The organism is uncultured Cocleimonas sp. (genome assembly GCF_947495625.1).
Classification (GTDB): domain Bacteria; phylum Pseudomonadota; class Gammaproteobacteria; order Thiotrichales; family Thiotrichaceae; genus Cocleimonas.
The window spans coordinates 1-17,186 of sequence record NZ_CANLZW010000038.1; the positions used below are offsets into that span (position 1 = coordinate 1).

A 17,186-nucleotide genomic window follows, 5' to 3' on the forward strand; every position below is an offset into this window, starting at 1 on the left:
AGGCTAGAGCCTTGAACCTCTTCCACGTCCTAAGGACGTGGTTCTTATGTGTAATAGAATTTATGCAGAGCTAGGCATTTATTTTTCAGTTACAGATACAAATTCAAATCACAATAAACGATCAGCTAATTACATTGAATTAAAAAATCTTGGCGTGACTGTTTTTGCAATAAATCCATTTCACCACTCTCTTTCATTTGTCTCAGTACCGTCTCTAGCCTGGCAGCCATCTCGCCATGACTTTTATGCACATAATGATACATAATAATTTTTTCTAACGGTTGATCTAAGCTCCCAATTTCTGACAGTTCAAGTCTATTAATTAAGCATTGAATGCCTTTAATACCAATGAAAAGATCCGTTCTTCCAAGGTTTAATTTATGTAAGCCTTGAGTTGGAGAGGTAACCGTCTCAACTTCCATACCCACTGTTTTTAGCTCGGCCTTTTTAAAACCAGAGACATAGCCAATTTTATGAGGCAAAAGACTATTCCACCCCTCAACTTTAAAATTGATTTTTTTCGAATAGACCAATATTTCGTCATAGGCTATTGGTATGGGAATCATTATAAGATTTGGGTAGCTTTCTACAAGACCGCCAACTCGCCCCAATACGCCATCTGTAATACCTCTGTTGGCGTTTACTAATGAACGTTCGTTTGGTAATTTTTCAAATTTAACACTTATGCCAATTCTTGAATAAGCGGGTGTAAGTATACGCTTAGCCATTAATTGAAAAGCAGAATATTCTAAATCACCATGTGTAACTACGATTTTATCGTCAGCGTGAGATTGTGAGGGAATCGATAAAATAAGTACGATAAGCAAACTGGTATGCCACCCCCCTACTTTTAACCATTTCTTTTTTATATACAAATTCAAATCCATATTAACGAGCTGCTATTTACAGTGATCTAAAAAATCTTGGCATGACTGTTTTTGCAATAAATCCATTTCACCACTCTCTTTCATTTGTCTCAGTACCGTCTCTAAATTTCTAGCCATTTGACTATGTTTTTTATGAACGTAGTGATACATAACAAGTTTTTCTAACGGTTGGTCGATGACTTTAATATCAGTTAGTTTAAGTTTGTCTATTAAACACTGTATCCCTTTAAGACCAATGAAAATGTCACTTCTTCCCAAGTTCACCTTGTTTAAACCCTGGGTTGCAGACGACACCATTTCTACGTTCATACCTTCGGTTTTTTGTTCTGTTATTTTAGAACCAGCCACAAAACCAATATTGTAAGGTAAAAGACTACTCCACCCTTCGACTTTTAGATTTGGCTTTTTGTAATATACAGAAAGTTCATCATAGGCTATCGGTATAGAAATCCTCGTAAGATTTTGATATTTCTCTTCAAGACCAGCAATACGTGCTAATTCACCATCTGAAAAACCACTGTTTGTATAGACTAACGAACGTTCTGCGGGCAACTTTTCAAATTTAACACTTTTTCCGATTCGTGAATAAGCAACCTCAAGAATAGGCTTAGCCATTAACTGAAAAGCTGAATTTCCCAAGTCACCATGAGTAATTACAATTTTATCGTCAGCAAAAGAAGTTGAAGCAACAGATGAAGTAATGGTTGAAGCAATAGATAAAACAACCAGGAAAATTATCTTGTGAAAACTATTCATAATGATCCATTATTCTTAAATGTATTTTTATGTTTATGGCATTCATAAATTTCTTTAGGCATTCATTATTTATCAGGAGGTAATTGCACTGATAGATAGCATTATAGGTGGAAGGGGAATCTTTTACACAAATTACTTTAACATTTATTTATTATGTAAACGGACATGACACCCCCCTACTTTGAATGACAATTGGTTTTTTTTGTTTAAAAACGATTTTGGAATTTATGCATAGCTAGGCATATTTAATACTGATGACTATCTGTTCTAACCACATTTCCTAAGGAACTCTTGTTTCGCTTGCTCTTGCATTAATTCCATCTCACCATTTTGCTTCATCTGCTTTAACACGACTGTTAATTTGTCAGCAATGTGCTTATGCCGTTTATGCATATAGTGATACATAGACATCTCATCCAAGGCCGGAGTTAACATTTTGATATCGGTAAAATTATGTTTATTGATTGAACATTTGATACCAAATAAGCCAACATATAAATCACTTCTACCCGCACTCAGTTTTTGTAAGCCTTGGTAGTCCGATTTTACTTTTGTAGCTTGAAACCCTTTGCTTTTTTGTTCTAAAAATTTAGAACCAAAAATAAAATCAATTTTATAAGGTTTAAGGCTTTGCCATCCTGTTACCGAAAAATTATGTTTTTTGGAATATGCAAAGACTCTGTTTGGAGCAATCGAAACTGGAACCTGTATAAGATTAGGGTACTCATTCTGAAGACCTGAAATTCTAGCTAACTCACCATCGGTAACTCCCTTATTAGCAAGATCCAGTGAACGTTCGGCGGGTAAAGTTTCGAATTTTATTTTTATACCAATTCTGGCATAAGCTTCTTTTAGAATCTGCCTTGATGTTTGCACAAATAATGTGTAGACCACATCTGGTTGAGAAATAACGAGCGTATCTTTTAAGTTGACAGTGGAGTGAGCTTCAGCATGAGAAACGACCTTGTGCTCAAAGTCCTCAGCATAGGAATAAGCAGAAATGACTAAAATAAGGACAATAAAGGTCTTATGAAAACTATTCACAGTCATCCGTTTTAATTAAATAAAAATATACTTTCATCAGTTCCCCTATGTTCAATCGAAATGGTATTTACTTTACAGACATGCAGTAGAGGAGTTAGTCACCCCCCCTACTTTTAGTGTATTTTTCGTTTCGTTTTTTGAAACGTAAGATTCAATAAAAAAAGGAGAAAACAGCCCTAGCTTCACTCATTTGATTTATTAACATTATTACATTGATCAAGAAAATCTTTCCTGGCCTGCTTTTGAATGGATTCCATTTCTCCACTTTCTTGCATTCGCACTAATTCTTTTTCTAATTTTTCGGCAATGTCTTTATGTTGTTTATGCAAATAATGAAACATATTGACTGTATCTACAGGAGGGTTTAATGCTTTGATATCAGTTAAATTAAGTCTTCTAATCGAACATTGAAATCCTAAAGTGCCAATAAAAAAGTCACTTCTTCCCGCATTTAATTTTATTAAGCCCTGGTCTATGCTTGTTACAGATTCAGTGTTCATACCTTGGGTATGTAATTGTACTAATTGTGAACCAAATGGATAATTAATATTATATCCCCTAAGGCTTTGCCACCCTTCAATCTTGAAGTTATGGTGTTTGGAATAAACCAATATTTCATTTTTACTAATCAAAACGGGAACTTGAATTAAATTGGGATATTTATCCTGAAGGCCTCCAATTCGTATTAGCTCACCATCTGTTACACCTGTATTGGCAGCGACAAGTGAACGCTGTTCTGGAAAAGTATCGAAGAGAACACTTACACCAATACCCGCATAGGCTTCAGTAAGAACACGTCTTGCTGTTAGTTTAAATAATACGGGTTCCAGTTTTCCCTGAGAAAGGGTTATATTGTTACTAGTATCACCTTGAGTAGGTAAACTAGCGATGAGCATTAAAACCATAATAATTTTATAAAAATAACTCATCTCTATTTTTTCATTTTCCATTTCTCCAAGAATAATCCTTTATTTATTATACATTTGAATATTCTATTACTCTTGATATTCATCAAAAAGAAGACAGAGTAAGTCACCCTTACTGATTTTAAACATCTTTTTAAATTTAATTTAATACTCGTAAAATCATTACGGAGAACCACTTTACCTCTTTCACTCAAACTATTTTTATAATTTGTAATAGCGTTGAAATGACTAAAGAATCTGACTCAAAAACTCTTTAGTACGCGGGTCTTTAGCTTCATCAAAGAATGTGGTTGGCGAACCGTGCTCAACGATGACACCTCTATCCGTAAAGTAGATATGATCAGCCACCTCACGCGCAAAATTCATTTCGTGTGTAACCAGGATACAAGTCATGCCTTCTTCTGCCAGGTCTTTAATGGTGAGTAAGACTTCGCCAACAGTCTCAGGGTCAAGTGCTGCTGTGACTTCATCAAACAGCATTACATCGGGATTCATGGCAAGTGATCGTGCAATGGCAACGCGTTGTTGCTGACCACCGGATAATTCACCTGGATAGCTGTCTTCTTTACCGTCGAGACGTACTTTTTTAATCAGCGCTCTGGCCGTTTTTTCTACTTCAGCTTTACTTTGTTTCAACACGCGAATGGGCGCCATCATGACATTTTCGAGCGCGGTTTTATGCGGAAAAAGGTTGTACTGCTGGAACACCATTCCCACTTTTTTTCGCAGCTCTAGCTTATTTAAATGTGGGTCGTTAACTTCTTGCCCTTCAACTAAAATCGATCCTTGCTGAATATCGTTAAGTGCATTTATACAACGAATAAGTGTCGATTTACCCGAACCTGATGGCCCAATAATACACACCACTTCACCTTTTTTGATGTCCATCGAGACACCTTTCAAAACTTCAAGATCACCGAATGCTTTGTGCACATCCTTAATCGAAACCATTGGCATGCTGTCATCCCAGTTCATATATATTTTTCCTTTAACTTTTAATCACACTGTTGTTCTAAAAAACAACCATGCGTAAATTTATTTTACTGACAGAGAATTTAATTAAGAATACTCTCTTTAACCTATCACTGAGAATTTCTTTTCCAGACGAACTGTCCAGCGTGCAATCGGGTAGCAATACACAAAGAAAATTAACAACACGAATGAATAAAACGGCGCGAGTAAATCCGTTCTGCCACCTTCGGCAGCCAGTGCTTGTCCTGTAAGTGTCATAACCTCAGACACACCTACGATTGAAGCCAATACTGTAGCCATGGTTAGAATTGCATAGAGATTCATCCAGGGTGGCAACATGCGTTTTACACATTGTGGCAATATAACTAGCCAAAGTGTTTGCCTGCGCGTGTACGCCAAGCTTTCAGCGGCTTCCCATTGACCACTAGGTAGCGATACCACAGCACCACGAACAATCTCAGAGACATTCGCCATTACAGGTAATGACAAGCCGATAATGGCTTTTACCCAGTCAGGTAACGGTATAGATAAACCACCAATCTTAATTTCAAACGGTAGTAAAAACATCGCAAAAAACAGTAGAACCAACCACGGTGAATTACGGAAGAACTGAGTAATAATCCACGAAAATCTTCGCACCCATTTATTCAATGAAATCTGCCCTAGTCCTAACACCGCTCCTATTGCTGTACCAATTGCCATGGCACAAATAGAAATCACGATATTGAACATGAATCCTTTCAATAACAGCGGCATCCAGCGCCATAAAACTTCGGGAATGGAAGACTTGGCATTTTCATCGACACCAAACGCGATACTCGATGAAACGATACAAAAGAAGATAAGCATAAAGCCATGCCATGGCTTAAAAATATACGCACTTAAACTAGAAGTAAGTGAACCGGGTACTTTTGCTTCAGGGGTGATCATTACCGGAAGATCAGTTTTATATTGCTGCTGGTTTTTACGGCTATTAAAGCCGTTATAAGTAGACTGACTCATGTGCCAAACCCCGGGATTTTAAGCGATCTTTCCCAGCGATTCATGCCCCATACCAGAACGCCGACTAAAAAGAAGTATGCGAGTAGTAAGAAGATCATCATCTCAGTGACATTGACATTATCAGACCAGATTTGATTCGATTCATAGAGCATTTCAGGTACTGCAATCGCATAGGCCAAGGTGGTCGTTTTAACCAGATTGACCAGATTATTATTTAACGCGGGTAATACCACACGAAATGCCAAAGGCAGTGTTATATCTTTATAAATTTGTAATCGTGAAAACCCCAAAGCCTCAGCGGCTTCAGTCATAGATTTGGGAACTGCTTCCATACCAGAACGGAAAATTTCAACATTAAACGCTCCCGCAAAGAACGATAAGGAGATTGCCGCCCAGGCAAATCCACCTAATATAGGGACTTCACCACCATATCCGTTAGATACTTTTGGCAGTAATGCGCCTATCGCGAAATAAAAGAAATAAAGCTGCACAAGTGGGGGGGTGTTTCTGAATATCTGGATATAGCCGTTAACAATTCGGCGGGTCCATTTCAGCGGTGAGTTTTGTAACCATGCACCGATGATTCCAATAATAACGGAGAAAAATAATGCTACAACGGATAGTTTGATTGTCATCAAGAAGCCATTCCACATGCGGGCTCGATCATAACTATCGTATAAAAAAGGTAGGTTTATCCCCGTGTTGTCATAGAGGATTCTAAACCAATCAAAAAATGATTCCATGCATGGATCTCAGTATTGAAAGTAAAATAAAACAAATAGAAATGGATGAAATTTGAAATCAAATTTCATCCATTAGGATAAACTTTAGCAAAGGACTAAAGTTTACTTGTACTCTTCATGCATCTTAAGTGCGAAAGGTGTGTTATCTACACCCCATTTTTTCTCAAGCTCAAGAATACGACCAGACTTATGCCAGCTCTTGATTTGATCACTCATTAATTCATGGAATTTAGTCTCACCTAATTTAACCGCTAAACCCCAAGGTGCATCATCGATTGTTTTTAATGGCATTTCATAACCTTCCCAAGCAGGATCCTTGGTTTTAGCAACAATTGCCGAATCATCGTATACAAATGCTACACAGTTACCGCCTTTTAATGCAGCATACGCTTCAGCCGTTCCTTTAAAGGCTACGATTTGAGCACCATATTCTTTACCGGTTTTTTTATTGTAGAAAGCACCCTGAATTCCACAAACAGGCTTGCCCTTTAGGTCTTCCCACTTTTTGAAACCGTATTTAGCTGGCGCTAAAATATTGGTACCCGATGAGTAATAGTTAGGGTCTACAATCGAAACGACTTTACGGCGGTCTGGCTTATCCGTCATTGTCGCAATCATTAAATCAACCTTACCCTGCTCCAAAAATTGCATTCTATTTGAGCTTACGACCGGTACATATTCAACCTTTACACCTAAACGATCAGCAACATCTTTTGCTAATTCAGGCTCAATACCTATGATTGCACCAGAAGGATCACGGAAGCCATAAGGTTTGTAGTCGGCCTTTACTGCTACTTTTAAAACACCGCTTTTCTTAATATCATCAATCGCGTCAGCTTGAGCAACCTGGCTACTCATCGCTATTGCACAAAGCACGGAAGCGCTTACAAGTTTACTTAAGATAGGTTTAATCATCATGGATCCTCTTTAATATATGCCACAAAAAATATGCTACAAAAACATAAAAGAAAATTGATCAAATTAGGTGGCAACTAATCTCTACAATTTCATTTAGTTAAGTCAATCGTAGTAGAGAAAAATCGTGTTGTCAGAAATTGAGGCTTTTTTAATAAGGTGAATTTTTTTCTATTTTAAAAGAATAATTATCACCCCCCCCACTTTTGGGCTGTTTTTAGGTTGCCCTTCCAGGCTTACCAAAAGGCATAAGGGTACGCAGGGCCATGCATAAGCATGGCGCAGTGCTGGTTGAAACAGAGAAATAAATTATTTTGTGTCATCCCCACTTTAGAGCTGTTAAAGGAGCCTCTGATTAAGTCGATAAGATTTAAGGGCAGAAAAAAGTGTTTGTGGGTTTCACGAAGTGAGTCGTAATAGTCATTTTATTGCGGCGATCTTCGGGGAACTTACGGACGCTTTTAGCAAGCTTAAAATTATTGGACTTGATTAGAGTCTCCTTGAAGGTCACCCCCCGTACTTTAGGGCTGTTTTTTGGTCACCCCCGTACTTTAGGGCTGTTTTTTGGTCACCCCCGTACTTTAGGGCTCTTTTTAAGTCACCCCCCCACTTTAGGGCTGTTTTTAAGTCCCCCCCACTTTAGGGCTGTTTTTAAGTCACCCCCCCACTTTAGGGCTGTTTTTAAGTCACCCCCCCACTTTAGGGCTGTTTTTAAGTCACCCCCCTACTTTTGGAGGCTTTTTCTCATTTTTTGGTTAAGCAAAAATGAGCATGGGAATCTCAGGCAGAAAAAAGCCTCAGTTGAATATATGGTTTTAAATAGATAGTTTATGGGCTTCCGACGTCAGATGTAGCCTAGATAAGCGATAGCGTCATCTGTGTTTCGAAAGATAGACTACAACAGATAGGTGAAGAATTAAGTATGTGCCAATAATCATGCATTAGATGGCGCAAGCTTATCTAACTTACGAATGCGGGTTACCGCGTTGTATTTAATGGAACTACACACTCAAATATTTTTTTTTGCTTTGTTCGTGGTTCGCATTTTTTCCCCACCTTTAGAAATACTACTACCTCGTTGTGAAGTTCCACACGGAACACCTTGTTGTGTAAGTATATGATGTTGTAAACTTACTAAGCTGATTATTCTCCTACTAATTATCTGTTTTGCAGAAATTAGAGTTCCCATGTAATTGAGTCTTATTCATGAATATTCCCAATCTACCTACAGATAACTTATACAAGTTTGTTGCTTTAACAGGTGTTTTTCTGACACTCGTTTGTTTTGGGGTAATTGAGTACCGCATCACGCAACAAATTGAACTCGATACAGAAATCAGTCTCGGGAAAGAGTCTTTACAGAGTGATATGAGCCAAATAACGAAAGAAATTAGTGATATGAGCCTAATACTGAAAAAATTTGAAGAAATCAGCCCTGATCAAAAGGTATTTGAGGGGAAGGGGAAGGGTTATCAAAAGAAGACATTGCATTTAAGTATTACACTTTGAAACAATACGATTTAGAAGAAATAGAAAAGAGATTGAAAAAGGTTGCGCAGGGCAACATGCCTTTGAGGAAAAAATCTGAAGTTGCTGAAAATCACTTGCAAAGGACATTACGAATTGCTCCCTTTATGCTGTTTGGCGGTTTGTTCGGATTTTTATTAGCTTATTTGGGTTTTTATTTGTGGTATCACCGGCTTCAAAAGCTTCAAGATATTTTATTGCAGCACCAAGTGATTCAAGTCACTAAACAAGTTGATCTAGCGGACATGGATTAAAGCTCTGAGTAATAAAAATAAATAACACTTGTATAAGCGTTGGGTGTGTATTGAGCTTTGGTAGTATTAGTAAATTGAGTAATATTTTTCTACGAATAATTAGGGTCAAAGTAAGATTAATGTCACCCCCGTACTTTGGGGCAGTTTTTAAAAAAGTGCCTATAAGTGGGGAGGTGACTTACCTAACTCTTCTTGCGTAATACAGAAGGCGTCTCCCCAAACAACTTACTAAACGAAGCCGAAAAGTGCGCCGCACTCACAAAACCTGTCGCCTGAGCAATTTCTATAATTTTCATTGGAGATTGTTGAAGTAATTTTTTGGCGGTTTTCAAGCGTAGTTGCCGATAAAAATCCATGGTTTTTTGACCCAGTTTATCTTTAAATAAACGGTTTAACTGACGCGGACTAATTTCCGAAAGTCGGGCTAGTTGTTCCAAATCTAATGGGTCAGCAATGTGATTTTGCATCGCTTCAATCGCAAGAATTACCGGCTGTGTGGCTGATGGATAGCGTTCTGCCAAACTCGAACGTTGCGGCCCTGCCGAAGGTCTGACTTCGGTATGGATAAACCAGTCGCTGACTTCTTGCGCAAATGTTGCACCATGATGTTTAGTGAGAATCGCATTCATCATATCTACTGGCGCAACACCACCGGCGCAGGTATAGCGGTCACGGTCGATAACATATAGTGAGTTTTCAAGCAGTATGTCTGGCATTAATTCCTGCAACGCTGTGGTGTACTCCCAATGTGCGGTCATGCGACGATTATTCATTACTCCCGCCAAAGCTAATGTTACCGGCCCACCTGAAACACCGCCCAGGATCATTCCTTGCTTGCTTAACTTTCTCAGTAATTTATAAATCTCTGGTTTCTTCAAAACATTGAATTCACCACCACCGACCACAAACAGAATATCCACATTCTCTGCGTCTTCCAGTTTAGCGGTTGCATTTACCTGAATACCCATCGAACTTTTTGTTGAAACATCATCAATAGAAAATAGATCAATTTTATAAAACGGCTGTTCCTTTGCCCGCTTAAGCAATGTATTTGCAGCACGCAATGGTTCTATCGCCGAAGAGAAAGCCATCAAGGCAAAATCGTCGATGAGCAAAAAACCCACTCTGAATAATTGTTTATTATTTTTCGGCATTTCTATATTAGAACATATTCCGTCTATTTTAAGAAATCCAAGTCTCGATAAACCTGCCACTATTAATCAACATTAATTGTATTAACTGCTAGAGAATTAAATATGCGTAATTCTGGTTTTCGATATTCGGGTTTTCGATATTCGGGTTTTCGATATTCGGGTTTTAAAGTTATCAAAGAAGCCCTCACCGGCCATAAAGGTTGGAAGCCAGTTTGGCGCACGCCTGAACCAAAAAAAGAATACGACATTATTATCATTGGCGGCGGTGGTCATGGTTTAGCCACGGCACATTATCTGGCAAGCCGATACAACATCACCAATGTGGCTGTTTTGGAAAAAGGCTGGATTGGTGGCGGAAATGTGGGACGTAATACCACGATTATTCGTTCTAACTATTTACACCCGGAAAACCAACCTTTCTATGAATTATCGATGAAGCTCTGGGAAGGACTCGAGCAAGATTTAAACTACAACGCGATGGTGTCGCAACGCGGAATACTTAACCTCTACCACAGTGATGGCCAACGAGATGCGTATGTTCGTCGTGGCAACTCGATGCTTATGTCGGGTGCTGATGCACAATTACTGGATCAAGAAGGTGTGCGTGAGCTCTACCCTTTCCTCGATTTTGACAACGCACGTTTTCCCATCAAAGGTGGGCTCTTACAAAAACGTGGCGGCACCGTAAGACACGATGCTGTAGCCTGGGGTTATGCGCGTGGCGCAGATAGTCGAGGCGTCGATATTATCCAGAATTGTGAAGTCACGGGCTTCCTGATTAAAGATGGAAAATGTACCGGTGTTAAAACCAATAAAGGTAACATCGGCGCTAAAAAAGTGGCGTCCTGTGTGGCGGGTTCTTCTAGCCGGGTAATGTCACAAGCAGGTATGAATTTACCGATTGAAAGTCATGTATTACAAGCGTTTGTCAGTGAAGGGTTAAAGCCGATTATTGATGGCGTGATAACTTTCGGCGCGGGACATTTCTATATTTCCCAATCGGACAAAGGTGGCTTGGTGTTTGGTGGTGATATCGATGGTTACAACACCTACGCACAACGCGGCAATCTGCCAGTAGTGGAAGATGTATGTGAAAGCGGTATGGCGATTATGCCCTCCATTGGCCGCGCAAAACTGTTACGAAACTGGGGCGGAGTGATGGATATGTCGATGGACGGCTCGCCATTTATAGATCGAACGCATATCAAGGGATTGTATTTTAACGGCGGCTGGTGTTACGGCGGTTTCAAAGCGACACCTGCTAGTGGCTTGTGTTACGCCCACCTTCTCGCTACAGATACTCCGCACGAAGTTGCCAGAGGCTATCGTCTCGATAGATTTAAGACCGGCAATATTGTTGATGAAAACGGACGAGGCGCGCAACCGAATACGCATTAATTATGACTATCTTCAATTTCAACAAACTAAACGCTATTAAAAAAATGCCCATAAGTGGGGGGGTGTCATTTTTAATTCATTCAAGAGGTACAAAAGAATGATTATTAACCACCCTCTTCTCGGCCCTCGTGACTCATCTGAATTCGTCTATTTAGGTGATGCCTGTTTAATTAATCGACCAGCCTGGGTAGGAGAAAGAACCGAAGGTGAAGATGTTAATGACGCAAAAACGGCAGAAGCACTTCAGCAATACCACGACTATGTTCACCTAAGACAAAACAATGCGGGCGAACACAAAGAACTTTGGTATCACGAACAAGGTGATCGATCGTGGTTAGTTGTCACTCGCAATACCATCACCCATGAAATTTATAATGTTGAGCTGGCTAAAGATGTTGCGTTAGCTAATAAAACCGCGCGAGCTACTCAAGGCGGTAAGAAATGAGCCAACAAAACAGATTAAATAAAGACAAAAGTAGCGGCTTCATAGATCGTGATAAAACCATCCATTTCAATTTCAATGGTGAACAGTTTGAAGGTTATCAAGGCGATACACTTGCCTCTGCATTACTCGCGAATGATCAAAAACTAGTCGCTCGTTCATTTAAATACCACCGTCCCCGAGGCATTTTCACGGCAGGTTCGGAAGAGCCAAATGCATTGATGCATTTACGTACAGGTGCGTATCAGGAACCTAATGTGCGCGCAACCGTTGCTGAGCTTTTTGAAGGATTAGAAGCGCGCAGCCAAAACCATCGTGGTTCGTTAAAGCACGATTTAATGGCAATCAATGATTTCTTATCTCCCTTCCTTACTGCTGGTTTCTATTACAAAACCTTTATGTGGCCAAAGGCATTTTGGGAAAAACTCTACGAGCCAATTATTCGCCAATCAGCGGGTTTAGGTGAGCTATCAGGACAAGAAGATCCCGATAAATACGACAAAGGCTTTTTGCACTGCGATATTTTAATTATCGGCGCAGGCCCTAGTGGCTTAGCTGCGGCATTAGCGGCTGCTCAGGCAGGAAGCAGAGTGATTCTCGCTGATGAAGACTTTGTCATGGGTGGTCGTTTAAATAACGAAACCTATCAGGTCAACGAAATGCATGGTGCAGCATGGGCAAAGGCAACCTTGGCTGAATTAGCCTCGATGGATAATGTACGTTTAATGAAACGCACTACTGTCCTCGGTGCTTACGATCATGGTATTTACAGCGCACTTGAGCGTAAAACAGATCACCTTTCTGCTAGTGATATTGCATACAATGGAAACAAACCAAGACAAGTGCTTTGGCGCATCTATTCTAAACGCGCCATCTTAAGCGCAGGCTCGACTGAAAGACCCATTGCTTTTCCGAACAATGACCGACCTGGAGTAATGTTAGCTGGGGCAGTTAGAACCTACGCGAATCGCTATGATGTTGCTGTCGGTCAAAACGTCAGTATATTTACCAATAATGATGATGGCTGGCGAACAGCAAGTGATCTTGTTGCTAAAGGTGTCACTGTGCAGGCAGTGATTGATAGCCGCGACATTCATCCCGTCGCCGAAATTGCTGGAGCTAGCATTGAAATGGGTGCTCATGTGATTGATACAAAAGGTCGTCATGCGCTTCAATCGATTCAGTTATCCAATGGTAAAACTTACGATACAGATTGCCTCGCCGTTTCAGGCGGCTGGAACCCGAATGTACAATTGAGTTGTCATCATCGTGGTAGACCCCAATGGAATGAAGATATTCTCTCTTTTGTGCCGAGTGGAGATGGTAGTGGGGGACTCCCTCCAGAAATGCATATTGCTGGAGCCGCAAACGGTCATTTAGACTTATCATCTGCGTTAAGTAGTGGATACGAATTAGCCAAATCATTATCCAAAGAATTAGGAAATGCCTCCAAAGTGGGGGGGTGCCCTAAGGCAGAATCTGAGTCTATCGCGAACTCCGCTTTCTGGTTTGTAAAGACAGATACCAAATCACGCAGTTGGTTAGACTTTCAAAATGACGTTACCACCAAAGATGTCAGACTCGCACAACAAGAAGGCTTCACCGCAGTCGAGCACGTAAAACGCTACACCACTTTGGGCATGGCAACAGATCAGGGCAAAACCTCAAATATTCCTGCGATGGCAGTAATGGCGGACAACGAAGGCAAAACCATTCCTGAAGTCGGCACCACCATTTTCAGACCACCTTATACACCCGTATCTATTGCGGCGTATGCAGGTCGATCTCGGGGTAAAGAATTCCGTCCGACACGTCTCACACCCAGTCATCGATGGGCCAAAGAACAAGGTGCAGAATTTGTTGAAGTAGGCGCTTGGATGCGCGCGCAATGGTTTTCTAAAGATGGAGAAACTCACTGGCGCGAAAGTGTCGATCGTGAAGTTACCCAAACACGAAACTCTGTGGGCATCTGCGATGTGAGTACTTTAGGTAAAATCGATATTCAGGGTCGTGATGCGGGAGAATTTTTAAATCGCGTTTACTGCAATACCTTCTCTACCCTCAAAGTCGGTATGGTGCGTTACGGTTTAATGTTAAGAGAAGATGGCTTCGCCATGGACGACGGCACCACCGCGCGTCTTGGTGAACATCATTATCTGATGACCACCACCACAGCCAATGCGGTTGGCGTATCCAGACATCTGGAATTTTGCCGACAATGCTTATGGCCAGATTTAGATGTACACGTGATTTCAGCCACTGAGCAATATGCGCAATATTCTGTGGCAGGTCCTAATGCTCGCAAGCTGTTACAGAAAATTGTTGATCCCGAATTTGATATCAGTAATGAAGCGTTTCCATTTATGGCGTGTGGCGACATTACGGTGTGTGGTGGAACAGCGGCGCGTTTATTCCGCATTTCATTCTCCGGCGAGCTCGCTTATGAAATCGCAGTCCCGACTCGTTATGGCTACAGCATGATGAAAACATTGATGCAGGCTGGCGAAGAATTTGATGCTGTCATTTATGGCACTGAAGCACTCAGCGTAATGCGCATCGAAAAAGGACACGCAGCGGGTAATGAGCTTACGGGTCAAACCACCGCGCATAATCTTGGCATGGGTCGTATGGTATCGAAGAAAAAAGACAGTATCGGCAATATAATGTCTGAACGTCCGAATCTTATTAAAGAAGATGCCAATAGATTGGTTGGGTTTGTACCCGTCGATAAAAGCGAGAAACTTTCAGCAGGTGCTCATTTCATCCAGAAAGGAAAAAGCGCCATCACTGAGAACGATGAAGGCTGGATGAGTTCGGTCGCCTTCTCTCCTTCTCTTGGCCATTCGATTGGCATCGGATTTATAAAAAGCGGACATCAACGCATGGGCGAAATTGTTACCGCGAGTAATCTGCTTCAAGGTAAAGAAATCGATGTTGAAATTGTTTCAGCCCACTTTATAGATCCAGATGGAGAACGTTTACGTGTCTAACCCTCATTCGAATAGTAGCTTCACACTAGAAGCGCAAACACCTTTAAATGGTTTTAATCAAAGCTTTGATGGCATTCAAGTATCGGAGCTTTTGGGACACTCCTTGGTTTCAATGGCGATGCCTGAAGATAAAAAGTCGGCTTTAGCAGAAAATATCAAAGCAGCTTACAAAACCGATTTACCCGAGGTGGGGAAATTCACAATATCCGCTATCGATAACATGCGCATCTTGGGTTTACAGCAAGAACAGTGTTTTGTCTTATTTGAAAATGAAGCGGTTTATAAAAATGGCAATGCTGTGTCTCATATACAAGAGAAAACAAAAGATGCCGCTTACTTGAGCGACCAATCTGACAGCTGGGCGATGTTAAAAATCAGTGGGGAAAATGCAATATCAGCATTAGAACGAGTTTGCCCAATAAATCTTCAGCCAACTTCTGACCCCTCAAGTTTCGATACTTTTTCAGTCACGCGTACTTCAATGGAGTATTTGGGAGTAATTATCATGCAACTGAGCAAGCAAGGGGCAGAAAACGAATACCTGCTTTTTTCACCACGATCATCTGCTGATTCATTTTTACACATGATTTTAACGTCAATCGAAAATGTGTCTTAGCTAGCATTTAATTAAAAGGAAAACTAAACAAATACTAAAAACAATAATTAAAGAAGTTAGGACAATAACCAAGGACAGAGACAATGGCATTTCCAAAGCAATCAAAATACGTAATCGTCGGCGCTGGCATACACGGCCTAAGTACCGCCTACCACCTGGCATTAGAATTAAAAGCTAAAGGCAAAGCTGGAGGAAAAGCTGGAGGAAAAGAGAGTGGCGAAGACATTATCATTCTAGATAAATCAGGCATCTGCGCTGGGGCAACCGGGATCGCATGTGGCGTTATTCGTAATAATTACTTCCAGCCTGCGATGCGTGAATTGATGGCTCACAGTGTAAAGGTTTGGGAAAGCGATCCGGAAGCCTACAGTTATCATCCCGTAGGCTATATGCAAATCAGTAGCGAAAGCATGCACGAAGATGTGGCTTCTATACATAAACAACAACAAGCCATTGGTTATGAATCTACCTTTATCGAAGGTGAAAAAGACTGCACCAAATACATGCGCGGGCTTTTTGATGATTGGCAGGCACAAGGCATTACTTCGGTACTTCACGAAAAACCCGGCGGTTATGCGAACAACACCAAAGCAATGTATGGTTTAACCAACAAGGTTGAGGCTGAAGGTGTTCGTATCATGAGCGGCGTTACGGTTACTGGATTTAAACAGGATGCGCAAGGCTCGATCACTTCCGTGGAAACGGACAAAGGCGATATCGCAACTGATTATGTGGTTATAGGTGCTGGACCATGGGCAAAGCAGTTCTGGGACATGTTAGAAATGCCTAAGACCATTAGTATCAAAAACCCTGAGACTGGGATTGTCACGGATGATATCCCGATGTGGGTTTACTGGTCCTTACAAGAAGGCACGCTCGGTGTTGATCCAAACCTACAAGTCACTAACGATGGCAAAATGCCACCCGTAATTCATGTTGATACCGACGCACCACTTTATTCAGATAACGATGGTTCGCTGATTACCGATGAAATGTGGGGCATTTACTATAAGCCTGATTTCCATTTTGGTGGTATTCAAGGCGGTGCTGCGCCTTTTATCGTTGATAAAGATGCTGATGAAGTAGCAGTTGATCCTTACGGTTCTGAATCACCAGAATTTATAGTAGGAACGGAATTTGCTCATATGTGGGTTTCCGCACTCGCACACTGTCAAAAACGTTTTTCTGGTCAAATGGCTCATTACAAAAATGAAGCATCTGGCGGTATCGGTGCATTTACACCAGATAGTTTTCCTGTCTTCGATAAGGTACGCGATAATTGCTACATGATTGCGGATTCTAACCACGGTTATAAAATGCTCGGTGTGGGTAAATTAGTGGCAGAAGATATTTGTCGTGAAGGAAATGGCGAAACTTCTTCGTTATTGACGCCATTCAGATTTTCACGCTATGCAGAAGGCAAATTACATCCTGTATCAAACAGCCCATTTCCATGGAGTTAATAATCAATAGACAATAATAAGTAGGGTCACCCCCTACTTTTATCGAGCTGTTCGCGTTACCCTAACCGCACTATTTAAAATACACACAACTTTTGTA

Annotated in this window: 16 protein-coding genes; 7 read left to right on the top strand and 9 right to left on the bottom strand. The window is 40.8% G+C overall.

What is annotated here, in order from left to right:
• Positions 1–125: 125 nt before the first annotated feature.
• The 8 genes from Q1A31_RS17575 to Q1A31_RS17610 all read right to left on the bottom strand — a co-directional run bounded on the left by Q1A31_RS17575 (position 126) and on the right by Q1A31_RS17610 (position 7,248).
• Complete coding sequence (locus Q1A31_RS17575; protein ID WP_299879851.1) at positions 126–887, bottom strand: hypothetical protein; 762 nt, start codon at positions 885–887, stop codon at positions 126–128.
• Between the two features lie 12 nt (positions 888–899).
• Positions 900–1,643: an ABC transporter substrate-binding protein gene (locus Q1A31_RS17580; protein ID WP_299879854.1), complete on the bottom strand. Its 744-nt coding sequence runs from the start codon at positions 1,641–1,643 to the stop codon at positions 900–902.
• Positions 1,644–1,910: 267 nt separating this feature from the next.
• Positions 1,911–2,687, bottom strand: a complete 777-nt coding sequence (locus Q1A31_RS17585; RefSeq protein WP_299879857.1) for an ABC transporter substrate-binding protein — start codon at positions 2,685–2,687, stop codon at positions 1,911–1,913.
• A gap of 182 nt (positions 2,688–2,869) precedes the next feature.
• On the bottom strand, positions 2,870–3,637 hold the full coding sequence (locus tag Q1A31_RS17590) for a transporter substrate-binding domain-containing protein (RefSeq protein WP_299879860.1): 768 nt from the start codon (positions 3,635–3,637) through the stop codon (positions 2,870–2,872).
• Between the two features lie 204 nt (positions 3,638–3,841).
• Positions 3,842–4,564, bottom strand: coding sequence for an amino acid ABC transporter ATP-binding protein (locus Q1A31_RS17595; protein WP_299879964.1), 723 nt, complete (start codon positions 4,562–4,564; stop codon positions 3,842–3,844).
• Between the two features lie 123 nt (positions 4,565–4,687).
• The gene (locus Q1A31_RS17600; protein ID WP_299879863.1) at positions 4,688–5,587 is read right to left on the bottom strand and encodes an amino acid ABC transporter permease; all 900 of its coding nucleotides are present in this window, start codon (positions 5,585–5,587) and stop codon (positions 4,688–4,690) included.
• Positions 5,584–6,330 (bottom strand): amino acid ABC transporter permease, encoded by a 747-nt coding sequence (locus tag Q1A31_RS17605; protein WP_299879866.1) that lies wholly within the window; start codon positions 6,328–6,330, stop codon positions 5,584–5,586. Before Q1A31_RS17605 ends, Q1A31_RS17600 begins: the two co-directional genes overlap by 4 nt.
• A gap of 102 nt (positions 6,331–6,432) precedes the next feature.
• Positions 6,433–7,248, bottom strand: a complete 816-nt coding sequence (locus Q1A31_RS17610) for a transporter substrate-binding domain-containing protein (RefSeq protein ID WP_299879869.1) — start codon at positions 7,246–7,248, stop codon at positions 6,433–6,435.
• A 1,203-nt stretch (positions 7,249–8,451) separates the two neighbouring features.
• Between Q1A31_RS17610 and Q1A31_RS17615 the strand changes: the two genes are divergently transcribed.
• Together Q1A31_RS17615 and Q1A31_RS17620 are read left to right on the top strand one after the other, a co-directional pair.
• On the top strand, positions 8,452–8,754 hold the full coding sequence (locus Q1A31_RS17615; RefSeq protein WP_299879872.1) for a hypothetical protein: 303 nt from the start codon (positions 8,452–8,454) through the stop codon (positions 8,752–8,754).
• A complete protein-coding gene (locus Q1A31_RS17620) occupies positions 8,751–9,026 on the top strand; it encodes a hypothetical protein (protein WP_299879875.1) in 276 nt (91 codons plus the stop codon). The genes Q1A31_RS17615 and Q1A31_RS17620 overlap by 4 nt, the downstream gene beginning before the upstream one ends.
• A gap of 182 nt (positions 9,027–9,208) precedes the next feature.
• On the opposite strand, the gene Q1A31_RS17625 is transcribed toward Q1A31_RS17620, so the two are convergent.
• Positions 9,209–10,180 carry a GlxA family transcriptional regulator gene (locus Q1A31_RS17625; protein ID WP_299879878.1) on the bottom strand — a complete coding sequence of 324 codons (972 nt, stop codon included), beginning with the start codon at positions 10,178–10,180 and terminating at the stop codon, positions 9,209–9,211.
• 102 nt (positions 10,181–10,282) lie between these two features.
• Here Q1A31_RS17625 and Q1A31_RS17630 point away from each other — a divergent pair, with 102 nt between their 5' ends.
• The 5 genes from Q1A31_RS17630 to Q1A31_RS17650 all read left to right on the top strand — a co-directional run bounded on the left by Q1A31_RS17630 (position 10,283) and on the right by Q1A31_RS17650 (position 17,089).
• Entirely contained in the window at positions 10,283–11,578 is a 1,296-nt protein-coding gene (locus tag Q1A31_RS17630) for a sarcosine oxidase subunit beta family protein (protein WP_299879881.1), read from the top strand.
• A 97-nt stretch (positions 11,579–11,675) separates the two neighbouring features.
• A complete protein-coding gene (locus Q1A31_RS17635) occupies positions 11,676–12,023 on the top strand; it encodes a sarcosine oxidase subunit delta (RefSeq protein ID WP_299879884.1) in 348 nt (115 codons plus the stop codon).
• Positions 12,020–15,010: a sarcosine oxidase subunit alpha family protein gene (locus Q1A31_RS17640; RefSeq protein WP_299879887.1), complete on the top strand. Its 2,991-nt coding sequence runs from the start codon at positions 12,020–12,022 to the stop codon at positions 15,008–15,010. Before Q1A31_RS17635 ends, Q1A31_RS17640 begins: the two co-directional genes overlap by 4 nt.
• Complete coding sequence (locus Q1A31_RS17645) at positions 15,003–15,626, top strand: sarcosine oxidase subunit gamma (protein WP_299879890.1); 624 nt, start codon at positions 15,003–15,005, stop codon at positions 15,624–15,626. Before Q1A31_RS17640 ends, Q1A31_RS17645 begins: the two co-directional genes overlap by 8 nt.
• 83 nt (positions 15,627–15,709) lie before the next feature.
• The gene (locus Q1A31_RS17650; protein WP_299879893.1) at positions 15,710–17,089 is read left to right on the top strand and encodes an FAD-binding oxidoreductase; all 1,380 of its coding nucleotides are present in this window, start codon (positions 15,710–15,712) and stop codon (positions 17,087–17,089) included.
• Positions 17,090–17,186: the final 97 nt, after the last annotated feature.

Excerpts from the sequence above, each read along its gene's own strand:
- Q1A31_RS17575 (WP_299879851.1), bottom strand. The coding sequence starts at position 887 with ATGGATTTGAATTTGTATATAAAAAAGAAATGGTTAAAAGTAGGGGGG.
- Q1A31_RS17580 (WP_299879854.1), bottom strand. The coding sequence starts at position 1,643 with ATGAATAGTTTTCACAAGATAATTTTCCTGGTTGTTTTATCTATTGCT.
- Q1A31_RS17590 (WP_299879860.1), bottom strand. The coding sequence starts at position 3,637 with ATGGAAAATGAAAAAATAGAGATGAGTTATTTTTATAAAATTATTATG.
- Q1A31_RS17595 (WP_299879964.1), bottom strand. The coding sequence starts at position 4,564 with ATGGTTTCGATTAAGGATGTGCACAAAGCATTCGGTGATCTTGAAGTT.
- Q1A31_RS17600 (WP_299879863.1), bottom strand. The coding sequence starts at position 5,587 with ATGAGTCAGTCTACTTATAACGGCTTTAATAGCCGTAAAAACCAGCAG.
- Q1A31_RS17605 (WP_299879866.1), bottom strand. The coding sequence starts at position 6,330 with ATGGAATCATTTTTTGATTGGTTTAGAATCCTCTATGACAACACGGGG.
- Q1A31_RS17610 (WP_299879869.1), bottom strand. The coding sequence starts at position 7,248 with ATGATGATTAAACCTATCTTAAGTAAACTTGTAAGCGCTTCCGTGCTT.
- Q1A31_RS17615 (WP_299879872.1), top strand. The coding sequence starts at position 8,452 with ATGAATATTCCCAATCTACCTACAGATAACTTATACAAGTTTGTTGCT.
- Q1A31_RS17625 (WP_299879878.1), bottom strand. The coding sequence starts at position 10,180 with ATGCCGAAAAATAATAAACAATTATTCAGAGTGGGTTTTTTGCTCATC.
- Q1A31_RS17630 (WP_299879881.1), top strand. The coding sequence starts at position 10,283 with ATGCGTAATTCTGGTTTTCGATATTCGGGTTTTCGATATTCGGGTTTT.
- Q1A31_RS17635 (WP_299879884.1), top strand. The coding sequence starts at position 11,676 with ATGATTATTAACCACCCTCTTCTCGGCCCTCGTGACTCATCTGAATTC.
- Q1A31_RS17640 (WP_299879887.1), top strand. The coding sequence starts at position 12,020 with ATGAGCCAACAAAACAGATTAAATAAAGACAAAAGTAGCGGCTTCATA.
- Q1A31_RS17650 (WP_299879893.1), top strand. The coding sequence starts at position 15,710 with ATGGCATTTCCAAAGCAATCAAAATACGTAATCGTCGGCGCTGGCATA.